Genomic DNA, 12,955 nt, shown 5'->3' on the forward strand with positions numbered 1-12,955 from the left:
CCTCCAGTTATTGCAGGGTAACTGAAGGTTAACGCTCGTTTGCCACGCTGTCAGTGGTCACCAGTTACCGGTCAACGACCACGGTTCCCTTGTGCGGTGCGGCAATCCGGCCACCCGCGTAGTTCGCCTCGACCGCCGCGATCTCCTCGGCGTTCGGGTTCACGTTGGCGCAGTCCACGCCGCCGGTGCTACCCGACATCAGGCTCTCGCACGGCCCCGGCTTCATGTCGGGCAGGCCGAGGACGTGGCCGAGCTCATGCGACGCGATCCTGACCAGGTTGTAGCCGTCGTTCACGGCCTGCCTGCCGTACCAGACCGTGGCACCGCCTTCACCAGGGAAGAACGGCCCGAGCGTGGCCTGCGGCCACCCGTCGTTCGCGATAATCGTGATGTCTGCCTCGGTGCCGGGCTCGGCCTTCTGGAGCTGCACGTTGGTCACGTGCGTGTTCCACACCTCTGCGCCCGCCGCGACGGCGTCGACGAACTCGGCGGCCTGGCTGTCGTCGTAGGTGAGGACCACCGCGGCCGTGCTGACCTGCGGTTCTACGGTCGCCCCGGCCTGTGGCGCGGCCACCCCGACCAGCCCGAGCAGGGTTACCGCCACCCCGAGGACGGTTCGCCTGAACATGTCTACCTCCTTCGGTTGACCTGCTTCGGAGGCTAGGTGTGCAGGTCAGCGCTTCGGACCGGCTGATGGTCGTGAACAGTTGCCACCTGGCAGAATGAAGGTGGACTGGACTGACCTCGAGGAGGCAAGCGCGGTGCTACTTGGCGAGCTGCGCGGTGTGATCGCGCTGGACGGCCCCTCGGGGACCGGGAAGTCAACGGTGGCCCGTCGTCTCGCCGACTCACTGGGGGCGGGATACCTGGACACGGGCGCGATGTACCGCGCCATGACGCTGGCCGTGCTGCGGTCCGGCGTCGCGACCGACGACGACGAGGCGGTGCTCAGCATCGCGGAGCACGTCGACCTCAAGGTCAGCACCGACCCCAACCACCAGGAGACGCTGCTCGGCGGCGACAACGTCGGCACCGAGATCCGCGGCCAAGCCGTGACGCTCGCCGTGTCGGCGGTGTCCGCGGTCGCCGGGGTGCGCACGATGCTCGTCGCGCGGCAGATGCGGATCATCGCGGAGGTGTGCGAGGAACGCGGCGGGATCGTCGTGGAGGGCAGGGACATCGGCACGGTCGTGGCGCCGGACGCCGCGCTGAAGGTGTTCCTGACCGCGTCCGCCGACGCCCGTGCACTGCGCAGGTCGTTGCAGGACAGCGCATCCGGCCGCGACGTGTCGATCGACGACACCCGCAAGGACGTCGACCGCCGCGACCGCCTCGACTCCGGCCGAGTCGCGTCCCCGATGCAGCCCGCCGACGACGCGGTCTGGCTCGACACCACCGACCTCGACCTGCAGGGTGTGCTGGACGAGATCATGGCGCTGGTGGCCGAGCGGGACCTGCGTGGGGTGGCAGCCGGCTGGTGAGCACGCTTCCCGCCGGCGCGGTCCCGTGGGTGCACGACTTCGGGCGCTGGCTTGGCACGTGGCTGCACCGGCCGACGTACCGGATCCGGATCCACCACCGGTCACGGGTGCCGGCGACCGGTCCCGTGGTGCTTGTCGCGAACCACAGTTCGTTCGTCGAGCCGCAGGTGCTGTTCGGAATGGTGCGCAGGCGCGCGGTGTTCCTCGTGAAGGCCGAGCTGTCCCGCGGCATCGCCGGGCACGCGTTCCGGTGGCTGGGCCAGATCATGGTGCGTCGCGGTGTCGCCGACCGGGAGCCGCTGATGGCGGCCGTCGAGGTGCTGCGTGCCGGTGGCCTGGTCGGCGTTTTCCCGGAGGGCACAAGGGGAACCGGCGACGTGGCGAACGCGGAACAGGGCGCGGCGTGGCTCGTGCGGATGACCGGCGCGGTCGTGCTGCCGGTGGCGACGCGCGGCACGTACCGGCCGCCCGGCGTGCGGCGGAGGTTCCGGCCTAAGCTGGACGTTCTGGTAGGGGAGCCGTTCCGGCTGTCCGTCCAGCGTGGACGCACGGGCCTCGTCGCCGCGACAGAGGATATTCGCAAGCACCTGGCGGACCTGGTGCGTGAACTGGATGAGCAACGCAATGACTGAGCTGGATGGCACCTGGGCCGAGGAGTCCGACTGGACCGCGGTAGACGAGGAGTTCGGCCACCCCGACGACACCGATGGTGAGCCCCCGCAGCCCGTGCTGGCCGTGGTCGGCAGGCCGAACGTGGGCAAGTCGACCCTCGTGAACCGGATCCTGGGACGCCGCGAAGCGGTCGTACAGGACAAACCGGGCGTCACCCGCGACCGGGTGGCCTACGACGCCCTGTGGAACGGCCGCCGCTTCACGGTGGTCGACACCGGCGGCTGGGACCCCAAGGCCGACGGCTTGCAGGCATCGGTCACCGCACAGGCCGAACTGGCCATGCGCACCGCGGACGCCGTCCTGCTGGTGGTGGACGCCTCGGTAGGCGCCACGACGACGGACGAGGCGGCGGCAAGGGTCCTGCGCCGCTCGGACAAGCCGGTGCTCCTGGCCGCGAACAAGGTCGACGACGAGCGCCTGCTGGCCGACGTGGCGTCCCTGTGGTCGATGGGCCTCGGCGAGCCGTTCCCGGTGAGCGCCCTGCACGGCCGCAACTCAGGCGACCTGCTGGATGCCGTGTTGCATGCCCTCCCGACCACTCCCCGCGAGTCCTTCGGCGCGGCAAGGGGCCCCCGCCGGGTGGCTCTGGTAGGCAAGCCGAACGTAGGCAAATCAAGCCTGCTGAACCGCCTGGTAGGCGAAGAACGAGCGGTAGTGGACGCCGTGGCCGGCACGACAGTCGACCCGGTCGACTCGCTGGTAGACCTGGACGGCGAGGTCTGGCAGTTCGTGGACACCGCGGGCCTGCGCAAACGAGTCAAGACGGCAAGCGGCATGGAGTACTACGCGTCGCTGCGCACCAGGGCCGCCATCGAAGCGGCGGAGGTGGCGATCGTCCTGCTGGACGCGTCGGAGCCGATCTCAGAACAGGACCTGAGAGTCCTGACGATGGTCGTCGACGCGGGCCGGGCCTGCGTACTGGCGTTCAACAAGTGGGACCTGGTCGACGAGGACCGCCGCAACCAGCTGACCCGCGAACTGGACAGGGGCCTCGTCCGGGTGCCGTGGGCGGAACGCATCAACGTGTCGGCACTGACCGGCCGCTCCGTGCGCAAGCTTGCTCCGGCCCTGCGCACCGCCCTGACATCGTGGGACCAGCGAGTGTCGACCGGGCAGCTGAACTCGTGGCTGACGGACCTCATCGCCGCGACCCCGCCCCCGGTACGCAGCGGCAAGCAGCCAAAGGTCCTGTTCGCGACACAGGCGCAGACCCGCCCGCCGACATTGGTCCTGTTCACGACCGGTTTCCTGGAGGCCGGATACCGCCGGTTCATCGAACGCCGGTTCCGCGAGCAGTTCGGCTTCACAGGCAGCCCGATCCGCCTGTCGGTCCGGGTCCGGGAGAAGCGCCCCCGTAAGAGCTGACCGGAGGCGTACGCTAGGCTGACCCCGCACCTCCTCGAAGAGGAGATGCGGCCGGGCTGTGGCGCAGTTTGGTAGCGCACTTGACTGGGGGTCAAGGGGTCGCAGGTTCAAATCCTGTCAGCCCGACGGTCGAAGTAGGACGAAAGTCCAGGTCAGGGCCTTGGATCACTTCGGTGAGACAAGGCCCTGACTGCGTTCAGGGGCGTGTCGTCTCACACTTTCTCACGAACGCTCGTACTGCTTGTTCAGCCCAGCAGTTCGCCGAGTTGGTCGGCCGCCTGCCGAAGGTGCTCGACATTGGGGTGGATGTAGACCCGCTTGGTGAAGCTGAGGTCCGCGTGGCCCGCCCAGGCGCTGACGATCACATCGGGTACGCCGGACGTGGCGAGGTAGGTCAGGCAGGCGTGCCGGGCGTCGTACGGCCGGACCTTCCGCACCTTCGCTGCGGCCATGAGTTTGTAGATGGCTCGCCGGAACCTGTCGGTCTTCCAAGGCTGTCCCAGCTCGTCGACCAACACGAACCCGGATCGCTCATACAGCGCACCGGCCTTCATCGCCTCTGCGGCCTGGCGGGCCTTGTATGCCTTGAGCGCCGTATGCAGGGGTGTAGGGAGGGGCAGCTTGCGCTTGCCCTTCTCCGACTTCGGTCCCTTCTCCTCCACTTCGCCCTCGACCAGCGTCCTGGTCAGCTCGACCGACAGCGTCCCGGCGTCGAGGTCGACCGCCGACCAGCGCAGCCCGCAAACTTCGGCGGGCCGCATCCCGATCAGCGTCAGGAGCACGGGTGCGTGGAGCCGGTAGTCTCGGATTGAGGCGAGGAACTGTCTCACCTCCGTCTCACTCCAGGGCACCCGCTGGGACGCCGCAGCCGCAGCCTTGCGCCGCGCCTCACGCGGGATTTGCGTGTACTGGGTGACGTTGCGGACGACCAGCTTGCGCCGCATCGCGACGTTCAGGGATGACCGGAAGCGCCCCAACGTGAGCTGCACGGATCGGACGCTGAGGCCGCTGCCGACCTTCCCGCCGCGCTTGCGACCGGAGGTGAGCATCCAGCTCACCAGTTCGTCCACGTCCTCCTCGGTGACCTCTTGGAGCCGCTTGCCGCCGAGCCGTGTCCGGACCGGGAGGAGCGCATCCGCGTAGTTCGCGGCGGTGGCCTTCTCGACGTCGATCGTGGCCGACTTGAGCCACGTGTCCAGCCATTCGGACACGGTGGTCTTGTCCGGTCCCACGAAGGTGCCTTCGTCCGTTTGGTTCTTGATCTTTGCGTACTCGGCGCGGGCCTCCTTCCTGGTGTCGTAGGTCTTGGTGAGCTGTTTGCGTCTGCCGGTCGTCTGGTCACGACCGATGTCGATCACAAACCGATACCTGGTCGTTCCGTCCTTCAACTCGATCTTTTTGATCGGGTCCCCCACGAGCTGTCGCTCCTCTGGTCAGGCCCCCTCGGACGAGCCGAGCGGGGGCAATAGTCCTAGCTCGCGAGCCCTGCGGATGTATCGGGCCACCTGCGCCCTCGACTTGCCCATCGCGTCTCCGACCACCAGGGCCGGAGACTTGCTGCCCGACGCCACGGCCTCGGAGTAGAGCTGCGCGGCCGTGTGTGCGTCGAGGTCGGCTTGCGTGTGCGCGGTGGGCTCGGTTGTCGTCGCGGTCTGGTTCGGCGGCACCGTTGCCAGCCATTCCTCTCGCACCGACGCCGGAACGGCGGCTGCCGTCATCGCCTCACGCAGCAGTTGATCGACCAGCACTTGCCTCACCACCGAGGTTGTGATCGGTGTCCTGGTGGTCGACCTGATGTTGAGTTCGACGACGACCGGGCCGGTGTCGGCTGTCACGAACACCTCGATCCTCACCGCCGCGTTCGGCTCTCCCAGCAGGAAGTGGGCCTCGAAGTTCACTGGCACAGCGGTGTCGGGTCCTGCGGGCAGGTAGCCGCGGGACCCGAGGTGTTCGATGGTCACCGAGTCGATTCGGAAGTTCTTCGGCAGGCGTGGCACGGCAGAACGATACGCATCCCTTCGTGAGCGTTCACATGATACGACGATAGGACTATGTCAATGACATGTCAATGCTATTGGCATATCGTCGTGTCATGAACATCGGGGGAATCACCCTCGCGGACCGGCTCGTCGAACTCCGCGAGTGGATCACAACTGGCTACGCGCGGGATCTGCGTGTAGCCGCCGGGTTGAGCCAGGCGTTGGTCGCGCACGACTGCGAGGTCGCGGCGTCCACTGTGCACCGTTGGGAGCGGGGGAGTCGGCTGCCGAGCGGCCGTAACGTCGTGGCCTACCACAGCTTTCTGGTCCGTCTTGTCGAGCGTCAGCGGCGAGGGGACGAGCGATGAGGGCGCGCAGCGGAAAGCGGCGTCCGACGTTGGCGGAAATCAAGGCGGAGTGGCCGCCTACCGTCGACGTGCCGACCGCGGGCGAAGCCTTCGGGTTGAGCCGCAGCCACTCCTACGAGCTGGTGGCGCGCGGCGAGTTCCCGGCAAAGGTGGAGAAGTTCGGTAGCCGGTACGTGGCGTACACGGAGTCGATCATTCGCCGACTCTCAGCGTTGGACTGACGTCATGGCTTCGATCGGGGACGGTCATGACCAAAGGAACGCGACGAACCACGCACTCGATGCCCGCGGGTGAGAGCTGTACGCCAGCTTCTCCAAAGACGCCCATAAGTGCGCCAAGTCGCAGGCGAAAGTGCGTTCGGAGAAGTCCGAATTCGGCGGCGGATGGGTGTGGCGCCTTCACCGCCCAGTGGCCCAAGGGGAGTGAAGGACGCGACCCGGACGATGCCGCGCCCTTCGCTCCTTCACGGGTCGACGACAGCCTCAACCGGCGGTCAGCAAGTTAGTCATCCGGTAACCGGATGCCAGACCACGGCCACGACGCCGTGGCCGACACCCACGGGCGTGCAGGGAGCACGCCCGTCGATCAGTCGGGGGACTGATGACGCAACGGAAGACGCGGCGGCAGCGTCGCGTGAGGGGCGGCTCGCCCGTCAGCATCCACGTCCGCACAACCGAGACCACCTACGCCGCTCTGATCGTCCGCGCCGCTGCGGCGGGACTGTCGGTGCCGCGTTACCTGGTCGAGTCCGGGCTGCGCGACACCGACACCGGCTGGAGCCTCCGGCAGCAGCGGTGGTGGGCAGAACGACTCGACACCGCCGAGACCCGGCTCATCCGCATCGGCACCAACCTCAACCAGATCGCCACCGTCGCCAACAGCACCGGCCACCTGCCGCCGGGCCTGCCCGCCGCCCTGGACTACCTCGCCGCGTCCCTGGACCGGCTCCGCACGGTGCTGGAAGCGGTCGACCCGGCCGACTCCTCACAGGAAGAGTCGCCATGATCGCCAAGGCACCAGCCAAGGGCAAGTACGGCAAGGACACCTACGGGCTGCTGCGCTACCTGTTCGGCCCCGGCAAGAGCAACGAACACACCAACCCGCACCTGATCGCCGCCTGGGACCCGGAGTGGCTGGAGGGTGGCGCGTTCGCCGAACGCCGACGCGGCTGGTTGGCCCGGCTGGCGCGCGAGATCGATGCGTCCATGACCGGGCACTCTGTCCAACTCGACGGCGGGCACGTCTACCACGTCGCCCTGTCCCTCCCCCGCCAGGACGGACAACTCGGCGACGCCCGGTGGCGCACACTGGTGAAGGAGGCCGTCGACCGGATGGGTTTCGGCCCGGCCGACGACGGCCGGGCCGGCTGCCGGTGGGTCGCGGTGCACCACGGCCCGAGCAAGGACGGCAACGACCACGTCCACCTCGCGGTCAACCTCGTCCGGGGCAACGGCACCGTCGCCGACACCTACCGCGACTGGCCCCGCTGGCGGCAATGGTGCCTGGACGTCGAGAACCGCCTCGGCCTGACCCACACCTCCCCCGCCGACAAGACCGCGGCGGTCCGCCCGACCCGAGCCGAAACCGAGAAGGCAGCCCGCAACCACCGCCCCGCCACCAGCCGCGAATTCCTGCGCCGGGCAGTCCGCACCGCAGCGGCCGAGGCGGCATCGGCGACGGAGTTCATCCAGCTCCTCGAACGAGAGCTGCTGGTGACAGTGGAAGCCCGCTGGGACCACAAAGGTCGTCTGACCGGCTACCGCGTCGCGGCGTCCGGCGACTGGAGCACCACGTCGCCAGACGGCCGGGTCTGGTTCAGCGGCAGCAGCCTCGCCCACGACCTGTCCGCACCCAAACTCACCAGCCGCTGGGCCGCCAGCAACGCATCAGTCCCTCTCGACTACGAGCCTTCGGGGGCTCGTCGCGATGCGGACGATCTGCTGGTGCGAGCGACACAGGCGACCGACAACGCCAGACACCACCTCGCGGCAATTCTCGACGCGAGCGACACCTCGACAGATGGGAGCGGCGACGACATCGCCCACGCCACCGCCGACATGCTCATCGCCGTGGCGACAACGATCGACGGACCGACCCCCGGCGCCCTCACCGAAGCCGCCGCCGCCTACGAATGGGCCGCCGCAGCACCCCACCGGGTCCAACCCAGCCAGTGGTCCCAAGTCGCCGTCGAACTCCGCACCGCCGCCCGAGACCTCCTCAAGGCAGGCATCCTGTCCAAACGCGCCAGCACCAGCCTGATCGCCATCGGCCTCCTCCTCGCCCTCGCCGCGCTACTGGCCCAGATCGCCGCCTGGCGACAACAGACCGGCCAAGCACGGCAAGCCATCGCAGCACAACGCGCGGCCGACCTCGTGAACACCGACACCAGCACCCGGCAACGCAATAGTCCGAGAACGCCTCGCCTCGCCACAGACACACCGACGCCCAACGTGACAACGACACCGGGACCACAGCCAGACCAACGCCACACAACCCCACAGCGACCACGAATACGAGGACACGAGCCGCTGCCAGATGCACATCGCGGCCGAGCACGCTGACACCGGCATCGCAACGATCAAGTGCTGTACACACGCGCGTCGCTGCTGCGCTGGGCGGTCAGCTCCCCTTGGATCTGGCCGACCAAGGCGCGGGTGTGATCACGCATCCTTTCCATCCGGCGGTGCGGCTCGCGCAGTCGTTCCAGCATCTCCAAACGCGCGCAGATTCCTGCGGCTCGGCGGTTGCGTGGGCGATGGCGTCGGCGAATGGGCTGACCACGTCGGCGGTTTGGCGGTCGGCTTCGCGGCGGAGGTCCGCGGCAGAAGTCGGGCCATGAGCGATCGGAGCCTCACCCGCGCGTCGCGAGTCTCGCCCTGAGTGTGAACGGCTGAATCCGGGATGCGACAGGATGGACCGCCGGGCGCTCCTCGACCGCCGCCGCGCCTTGAGGCCCCAGGCCGAATACCGCGAGCCCACCGAGCAGGAGTGGGTCGAGTTCCAAACAGCACCAACTTCGTAAACTCGAGCTCGGCGAGTGTGGTCGCCCTTTGGCGCCCCTTGCCAGCATGAGCACGCCTGCTTAACCGAAATGATCTTGGGGGCTCAACACCAAGTTAAGGCTCCGGACCGTCACTGACAGTGGCGGAGACGGCTTCGGTGTCGACATGCCCGGGCGTGTCGCGCGCCCCGCCAAAGATCCCGGCTCGACATAATGACGTCACGCCCTCCGTCGCTGCCGTGGGCGAATGATCGGGGGATCGAGGATCTGGGCCGGTCCTCGCCGAAACAGTTCGGCTGGGCGGCCCTGCCTGCCGTCCTGCAGCTCATGGGTGGGTACTACGAAGCCTTTGATATCGCGGATCCGGCGCTGGAAGTTCTGCGGGTTGAGGCTGACACCCCAGATAGCCTCGTAGACTCTCCGAAGATCGCTGATGGTGAACTTCCGGGGGCAGAAGTCCGCTGCGACGGTGGTGTGCTCTAACAGAGTGCGGGCGCGTTCGACGGAGCGCTGAAGGATCTCCCCATGGTCGAAGGCAAGCCGTCGCGGATCGTTCCACATCGACTCATCGACCTCTACCCAGTCGGCGCGGGCAGCGTCAGACGCGCCTTGGACGTCGGAAAGACCAGCTGCAATCGCGAGGAATGCCGTGCTCACGATTCGTCCACGCGGGTCCCGCTCTGGCTCCGAAAACGTGTGGACCTGTTTAAGAAGGAAGGATCCCTTGAGATTCGTCTCTTCTTGAAGCTCTCGGCTCGCGGCCTTCTCCAGGGATTCGCCGGGTCGCAGAAAGCCGCCCGGTAGGGCTGACTTTCCGCGGTAAGGCTCCTTGCCGCGCTTGATCAGTAGAACACAGAGCTGCCTACTGCGAATAGTGAGGATGATAATGTCTACAGTCGGCAACGCCGCTACACGCGGCCTTCGAACCGGCCTGATGGCAGTCGTCTGTAGGCGAATAGCGCCTACTAGGTCCTGAGCGCTCGCAACAGTATCGGCTAGCACATCGATCGGAAGGTCCAACGGCGGTTCGGCGTAGTAGACGGCCATTCCTCGTTGGTGGATCTGGCCCAACTCGTAGGAGGTAGTTCGACCGATGTATCCACCAGGATTGACTACGTACACAAAGTCGGACGAGAAAATCTTGTCAAATGTTGCGGTCTGGATCTGGTGATCCGTCGCGTCGATCGGATCGGACGTGAAAACGATGTGCCCTCGCTTCCCGTCCCTCACCGGATCCATTGGCGGCGACTTCACAGTGAACCCAGCTTCGACGAAAACCCTGGCAGCCTCGCGAACCTCTCTAAGATGCTGACGAAAGCTTCCGATAATCGCGACAGACGGCGGCGTCTCACTGCCTGATGTTCGACTCACGATCTTCCCTGGGTCCTCGGTCCGAGTCGGACGGCCTGGAAGGGGGTGTCTGGATGCGGCGTACAAGTTCGCCAGCTGCCAGGCTGGTGCCGGTGACCACCGGAACGATGACCTCCGCGCCGTAGCCGTTGACGACCATAAGCACCGCGAACCCGAACACGATCATCACCGCGGTCAAGCCGACGGCAACGGTAGAACTCGCGTACTTCTTCATGCCGTGAGGTTTGCACTACGGTCGAGATTCTGCCTCAGTCGATTGCATGCCCGTAACCCTAACTCAGAGTCTTTGCCCAGCTCCAGCGCTGTACCGAAGGGTTGGAGTCAGCTCGAAACATACCGGGTCTTCCATCGCTGCTCGACTTCAAGCTCGCCGGCCGGCGGAGAGACGGACATCGGGCATGCCGAGGTGGACTGGCTTGTTGCGGGCGGTGCGCATGGCATCGAGTTTCTGAGCCGCGGCCGCCATGGTGGTCTCGATCGCGGCGACTTCGCCCAGCCAGCCCTGCTCCTTCGCTTCGGCGAGTCGGTCCACGAGGTTGGCGTGGATCTCCTCCAGGCGCGGCATCTGTGCTGGGTCGACGCGAAGGAGAGGGCATCTGACACACGCATTTTCGTGCTGGCAAGGGGATCTGTGGTTGCGTCCACAGGTTCCGAGGGCGACCTTGCGCAGTTCGAAATTTCTCTGCACCAAGCAAGCCAACACGCCGTTGGCGGCAGCCAGGCGCACCCGAAAGACGTTGCTCGCGACTCCCAGCGAGCCGCCCAGAGCCACAAACTGGTCAGCTCAACGCCCTCTTCTGCCGATGAGAGAGGACACTCACGATGTGTGATGAGACCGGCCTGTTGGAGTCGGCGAAGGGCGATCGTGGTTCAGCGGGAGTCAGGTAGTCCGTCGGCGACCCAGCGGAGGATCTCCCGTGCCGCTTGGTCGGCGATGGGATGCTCTTCGGTGGCCAGGCTGCTGAGGGCGAACATGTCCAGGACCCGTCCGAGGTATAGCCAGTCCTCGGCGGTCAGGTCGCCGGGCAGGTTGTCGGCGAAGGCGGCACGGAAGCCGTCCAAAAAGTCGTTGGGGTAGTCGGCGCCGAACCGGGTCATGTTGGCGGCGTCGGCATACGGGCATCCGGAGTAGCTGAACTCCCAGTCCAGGACGGCGTCGACACGCCATCCCCTGCCTGTGCGGGTGACCAGGATGTTCTTGGGGTTCAGGTCGGAATGGACCAGGCGGGCGTGGTCGTCGACGTCGGCAAGGGCCGGGGCGTGCGCCGCGCAGAGGTCTGCCCACGCCTTGCGGGTGGCGGTGTCCAGCCGCGTGGACGGGACGCGATCCATGCATTCTGTCTCCGCCTGGCTGAGCTTGGCCATCAGTGCCTTCCTGCGGGTCTCGTAGGCGTCCCGCTCGGCTTCCGTTGCCTGGCTGCCGCGCTGGATGAGGTAGGCCGCGGTGCGGGTCAGGCTGTTCATCTCGGTGATCGGGGTGTGTTCGGGCAGGTTGGCCGTGACCATGGGGGCTTCGATCCCGTCGTAGCGGGCGTTATCCCGGGCACCGTCGTTCTCCTCCAGATGCTGCAGGCACCACTGGTCGAGGTCGGCGGCGGTCTCGTCAGGCTCGGTGGTGCCGTCCGGCATCTGGCTGGCCAGGAATCGTCCGGAGCGTTCCCATGGCTGGTTGAGTGCGTCTTCCCATGACTCGAACCTGCGACGACGTCGAGTTCCGGTCTCCGCCTCAGAGCCAGGGGTCTGCCACTGGGCGGGCAGCCGCGACACCGCCGACTCGGCCAACCGGCGGGCACGGGACCGCTGGTACTCGGCCTCACTGATCAACTCGCCGTCCAACACCGGCGCGGCGGCCTTCACCGCGCCAGGCCTCTCATCGGCTTTCCCTGCGGTCGGCACCGGGGCCGCCGCGTTGTGCCCGGTGGGCATGGCGCCGTTCGGGACGGGATCAGCTCGCCAACCGTGTCGTCCTTCTGCTCCGTCAGGCTCACGCCGCACCCCCGCGCAGGGCGTCGCGGACCTGGCGGGCCGCGTCGGTGCCGCACGCCAGCGCCTCTCGCAGCCGAGTCGCGGACGGGTCGGCGGGCAACCGCCCGGCGGCGATTAACCGCCGGGCGCGGGTGATCAGTAGGGCCGTCCGAGCTTCGGTAGCCTCCTGTTCCGCATCGCCCCCATAGGAGGCGTTTGCGCTGTACTCCGGGCCAGTAGGGGCGGGGGTAGGGCCTACCGGGAGGCCGTGGTCAAGGTCGGCGAACGCTGACCAGATCACCGGCAGCACCGCCACCGCGCCGACCGCGACCAGCGGGCCGATGGCGTGCGCGAGGAGTTGCATCGCGTCGAACCGCTCCCACGACAGCGACACCCACGGCAGGTACGGCCACACGTTCAACGTCAACGTCACCGACAGTGCCCCGTACTCGACCACCGTCAGGTGCCGGTGCCGCAGCACCCGGCCCCGGGTCGCCAGGAACGCCCGCGCCCCGACCACCACCAGCAGCACCGCCGAGATCACCGGCTCGACCACCCAGGCGCCCCACCACGCCGCGCTGTGTTCGGTCATCGACTGGGTCAGGGTGTGGTGCACGCCCGTGGTCGACCAGCCCAGCGCGCCGACCAGCGCGGTCAACGCGACGACGGTGAGCACCAGGCGCACCCGTGCTGCCTGCCAGGCCCGCGCGGCCGGGTCCTGGGCCAGGGCGTGCAGGCGGGCGGCCTCGGCGG

The 12,955-nt window shown here is 67.4% G+C and carries 14 protein-coding genes, 1 tRNA gene and 1 pseudogene; 8 read left to right on the top strand and 8 right to left on the bottom strand.

From position 1 onward, the window contains the following. Positions 1 to 64: 64 nt before the first annotated feature. Positions 65 to 628 (bottom strand): snapalysin family zinc-dependent metalloprotease, encoded by a 564-nt coding sequence (locus WBA97_RS05795; protein ID WP_424229644.1) that lies wholly within the window; start codon positions 626 to 628, stop codon positions 65 to 67. A 100-nt stretch (positions 629 to 728) separates the two neighbouring features. On the opposite strand from WBA97_RS05795, the gene cmk reads away from it, so the two are divergent. The 4 genes from cmk to WBA97_RS05815 all read left to right on the top strand — a co-directional run bounded on the left by cmk (position 729) and on the right by WBA97_RS05815 (position 3,644). Beyond that, the gene (cmk, locus tag WBA97_RS05800) at positions 729 to 1,481 is read left to right on the top strand and encodes a (d)CMP kinase (protein ID WP_424229645.1); all 753 of its coding nucleotides are present in this window, start codon (positions 729 to 731) and stop codon (positions 1,479 to 1,481) included. Continuing rightward, complete coding sequence (locus WBA97_RS05805) at positions 1,478 to 2,113, top strand: lysophospholipid acyltransferase family protein (protein ID WP_424229646.1); 636 nt, start codon at positions 1,478 to 1,480, stop codon at positions 2,111 to 2,113. Before cmk ends, WBA97_RS05805 begins: the two co-directional genes overlap by 4 nt. Next, positions 2,106 to 3,518 carry a ribosome biogenesis GTPase Der gene (gene der, locus WBA97_RS05810; RefSeq protein WP_424229647.1) on the top strand — a complete coding sequence of 471 codons (1,413 nt, stop codon included), beginning with the start codon at positions 2,106 to 2,108 and terminating at the stop codon, positions 3,516 to 3,518. Before WBA97_RS05805 ends, der begins: the two co-directional genes overlap by 8 nt. 52 nt (positions 3,519 to 3,570) lie before the next feature. Next, positions 3,571 to 3,644, top strand: a tRNA-Pro gene (locus tag WBA97_RS05815). 119 nt (positions 3,645 to 3,763) lie between these two features. Here WBA97_RS05815 and WBA97_RS05820 read toward each other — a convergent pair. Beyond that, entirely contained in the window at positions 3,764 to 4,876 is a 1,113-nt protein-coding gene (locus WBA97_RS05820) for a tyrosine-type recombinase/integrase (RefSeq protein ID WP_424229648.1), read from the bottom strand. Positions 4,877 to 4,951: 75 nt separating this feature from the next. Then, positions 4,952 to 5,515: a hypothetical protein gene (locus tag WBA97_RS05825; RefSeq protein WP_424229649.1), complete on the bottom strand. Its 564-nt coding sequence runs from the start codon at positions 5,513 to 5,515 to the stop codon at positions 4,952 to 4,954. 95 nt (positions 5,516 to 5,610) lie between these two features. Here WBA97_RS05825 and WBA97_RS05830 point away from each other — a divergent pair, with 95 nt between their 5' ends. The 4 genes from WBA97_RS05830 (at position 5,611) to WBA97_RS05845 (ending at position 8,426) form a co-directional block, all read left to right on the top strand. After that, positions 5,611 to 5,865 carry a helix-turn-helix domain-containing protein gene (locus WBA97_RS05830; RefSeq protein ID WP_424229650.1) on the top strand — a complete coding sequence of 85 codons (255 nt, stop codon included), beginning with the start codon at positions 5,611 to 5,613 and terminating at the stop codon, positions 5,863 to 5,865. Continuing rightward, positions 5,862 to 6,086, top strand: coding sequence for a helix-turn-helix transcriptional regulator (locus WBA97_RS05835; protein WP_424229651.1), 225 nt, complete (start codon positions 5,862 to 5,864; stop codon positions 6,084 to 6,086). The genes WBA97_RS05830 and WBA97_RS05835 overlap by 4 nt, the downstream gene beginning before the upstream one ends. A gap of 379 nt (positions 6,087 to 6,465) precedes the next feature. Beyond that, positions 6,466 to 6,870 (top strand): plasmid mobilization protein, encoded by a 405-nt coding sequence (locus WBA97_RS05840; protein WP_424229652.1) that lies wholly within the window; start codon positions 6,466 to 6,468, stop codon positions 6,868 to 6,870. Continuing rightward, positions 6,867 to 8,426 (top strand): relaxase/mobilization nuclease domain-containing protein, encoded by a 1,560-nt coding sequence (locus tag WBA97_RS05845; protein WP_424229653.1) that lies wholly within the window; start codon positions 6,867 to 6,869, stop codon positions 8,424 to 8,426. The genes WBA97_RS05840 and WBA97_RS05845 overlap by 4 nt, the downstream gene beginning before the upstream one ends. A gap of 659 nt (positions 8,427 to 9,085) precedes the next feature. Here the strand turns inward: WBA97_RS05845 and WBA97_RS05850 are convergent. The 5 genes and pseudogenes from WBA97_RS05850 to WBA97_RS05870 form a co-directional block, all read right to left on the bottom strand. Further along, on the bottom strand, positions 9,086 to 10,237 hold the full coding sequence (locus WBA97_RS05850) for an NUDIX hydrolase (protein WP_424229654.1): 1,152 nt from the start codon (positions 10,235 to 10,237) through the stop codon (positions 9,086 to 9,088). Next, a complete protein-coding gene (locus tag WBA97_RS05855) occupies positions 10,215 to 10,451 on the bottom strand; it encodes a hypothetical protein (RefSeq protein WP_424229655.1) in 237 nt (78 codons plus the stop codon). Before WBA97_RS05855 ends, WBA97_RS05850 begins: the two co-directional genes overlap by 23 nt. Before the next feature lie 147 nt (positions 10,452 to 10,598). Continuing rightward, complete coding sequence (locus tag WBA97_RS05860) at positions 10,599 to 10,802, bottom strand: hypothetical protein (protein ID WP_424229656.1); 204 nt, start codon at positions 10,800 to 10,802, stop codon at positions 10,599 to 10,601. 305 nt (positions 10,803 to 11,107) lie between these two features. Continuing rightward, complete coding sequence (locus tag WBA97_RS05865; protein WP_424229657.1) at positions 11,108 to 12,163, bottom strand: phosphotransferase; 1,056 nt, start codon at positions 12,161 to 12,163, stop codon at positions 11,108 to 11,110. Positions 12,164 to 12,221: 58 nt separating this feature from the next. Further along, a pseudogene (locus WBA97_RS05870) lies at positions 12,222 to 12,955 on the bottom strand (hypothetical protein); the annotation flags it as partial.

Origin of the sequence: Actinophytocola sp., assembly GCF_049647105.1 — a bacterium.
GTDB lineage: Bacteria > Actinomycetota > Actinomycetes > Mycobacteriales > Pseudonocardiaceae > Actinophytocola.

What these genes read in the sequence shown, in the direction of transcription:
- WBA97_RS05835 (WP_424229651.1), top strand. Translation starts at nt 5,862, where the DNA reads ATGAGGGCGCGCAGCGGAAAGCGGCGTCCGACGTTGGCGGAAATCAAG.
- der (WP_424229647.1), top strand. Translation starts at nt 2,106, where the DNA reads ATGACTGAGCTGGATGGCACCTGGGCCGAGGAGTCCGACTGGACCGCG.
- WBA97_RS05795 (WP_424229644.1), bottom strand. Translation starts at nt 628, where the DNA reads ATGTTCAGGCGAACCGTCCTCGGGGTGGCGGTAACCCTGCTCGGGCTG.
- WBA97_RS05830 (WP_424229650.1), top strand. Translation starts at nt 5,611, where the DNA reads ATGAACATCGGGGGAATCACCCTCGCGGACCGGCTCGTCGAACTCCGC.
- WBA97_RS05855 (WP_424229655.1), bottom strand. Translation starts at nt 10,451, where the DNA reads ATGAAGAAGTACGCGAGTTCTACCGTTGCCGTCGGCTTGACCGCGGTG.
- WBA97_RS05845 (WP_424229653.1), top strand. Translation starts at nt 6,867, where the DNA reads ATGATCGCCAAGGCACCAGCCAAGGGCAAGTACGGCAAGGACACCTAC.
- WBA97_RS05860 (WP_424229656.1), bottom strand. Translation starts at nt 10,802, where the DNA reads ATGCCGCGCCTGGAGGAGATCCACGCCAACCTCGTGGACCGACTCGCC.
- WBA97_RS05865 (WP_424229657.1), bottom strand. Translation starts at nt 12,163, where the DNA reads ATGCCCACCGGGCACAACGCGGCGGCCCCGGTGCCGACCGCAGGGAAA.
- WBA97_RS05840 (WP_424229652.1), top strand. Translation starts at nt 6,466, where the DNA reads ATGACGCAACGGAAGACGCGGCGGCAGCGTCGCGTGAGGGGCGGCTCG.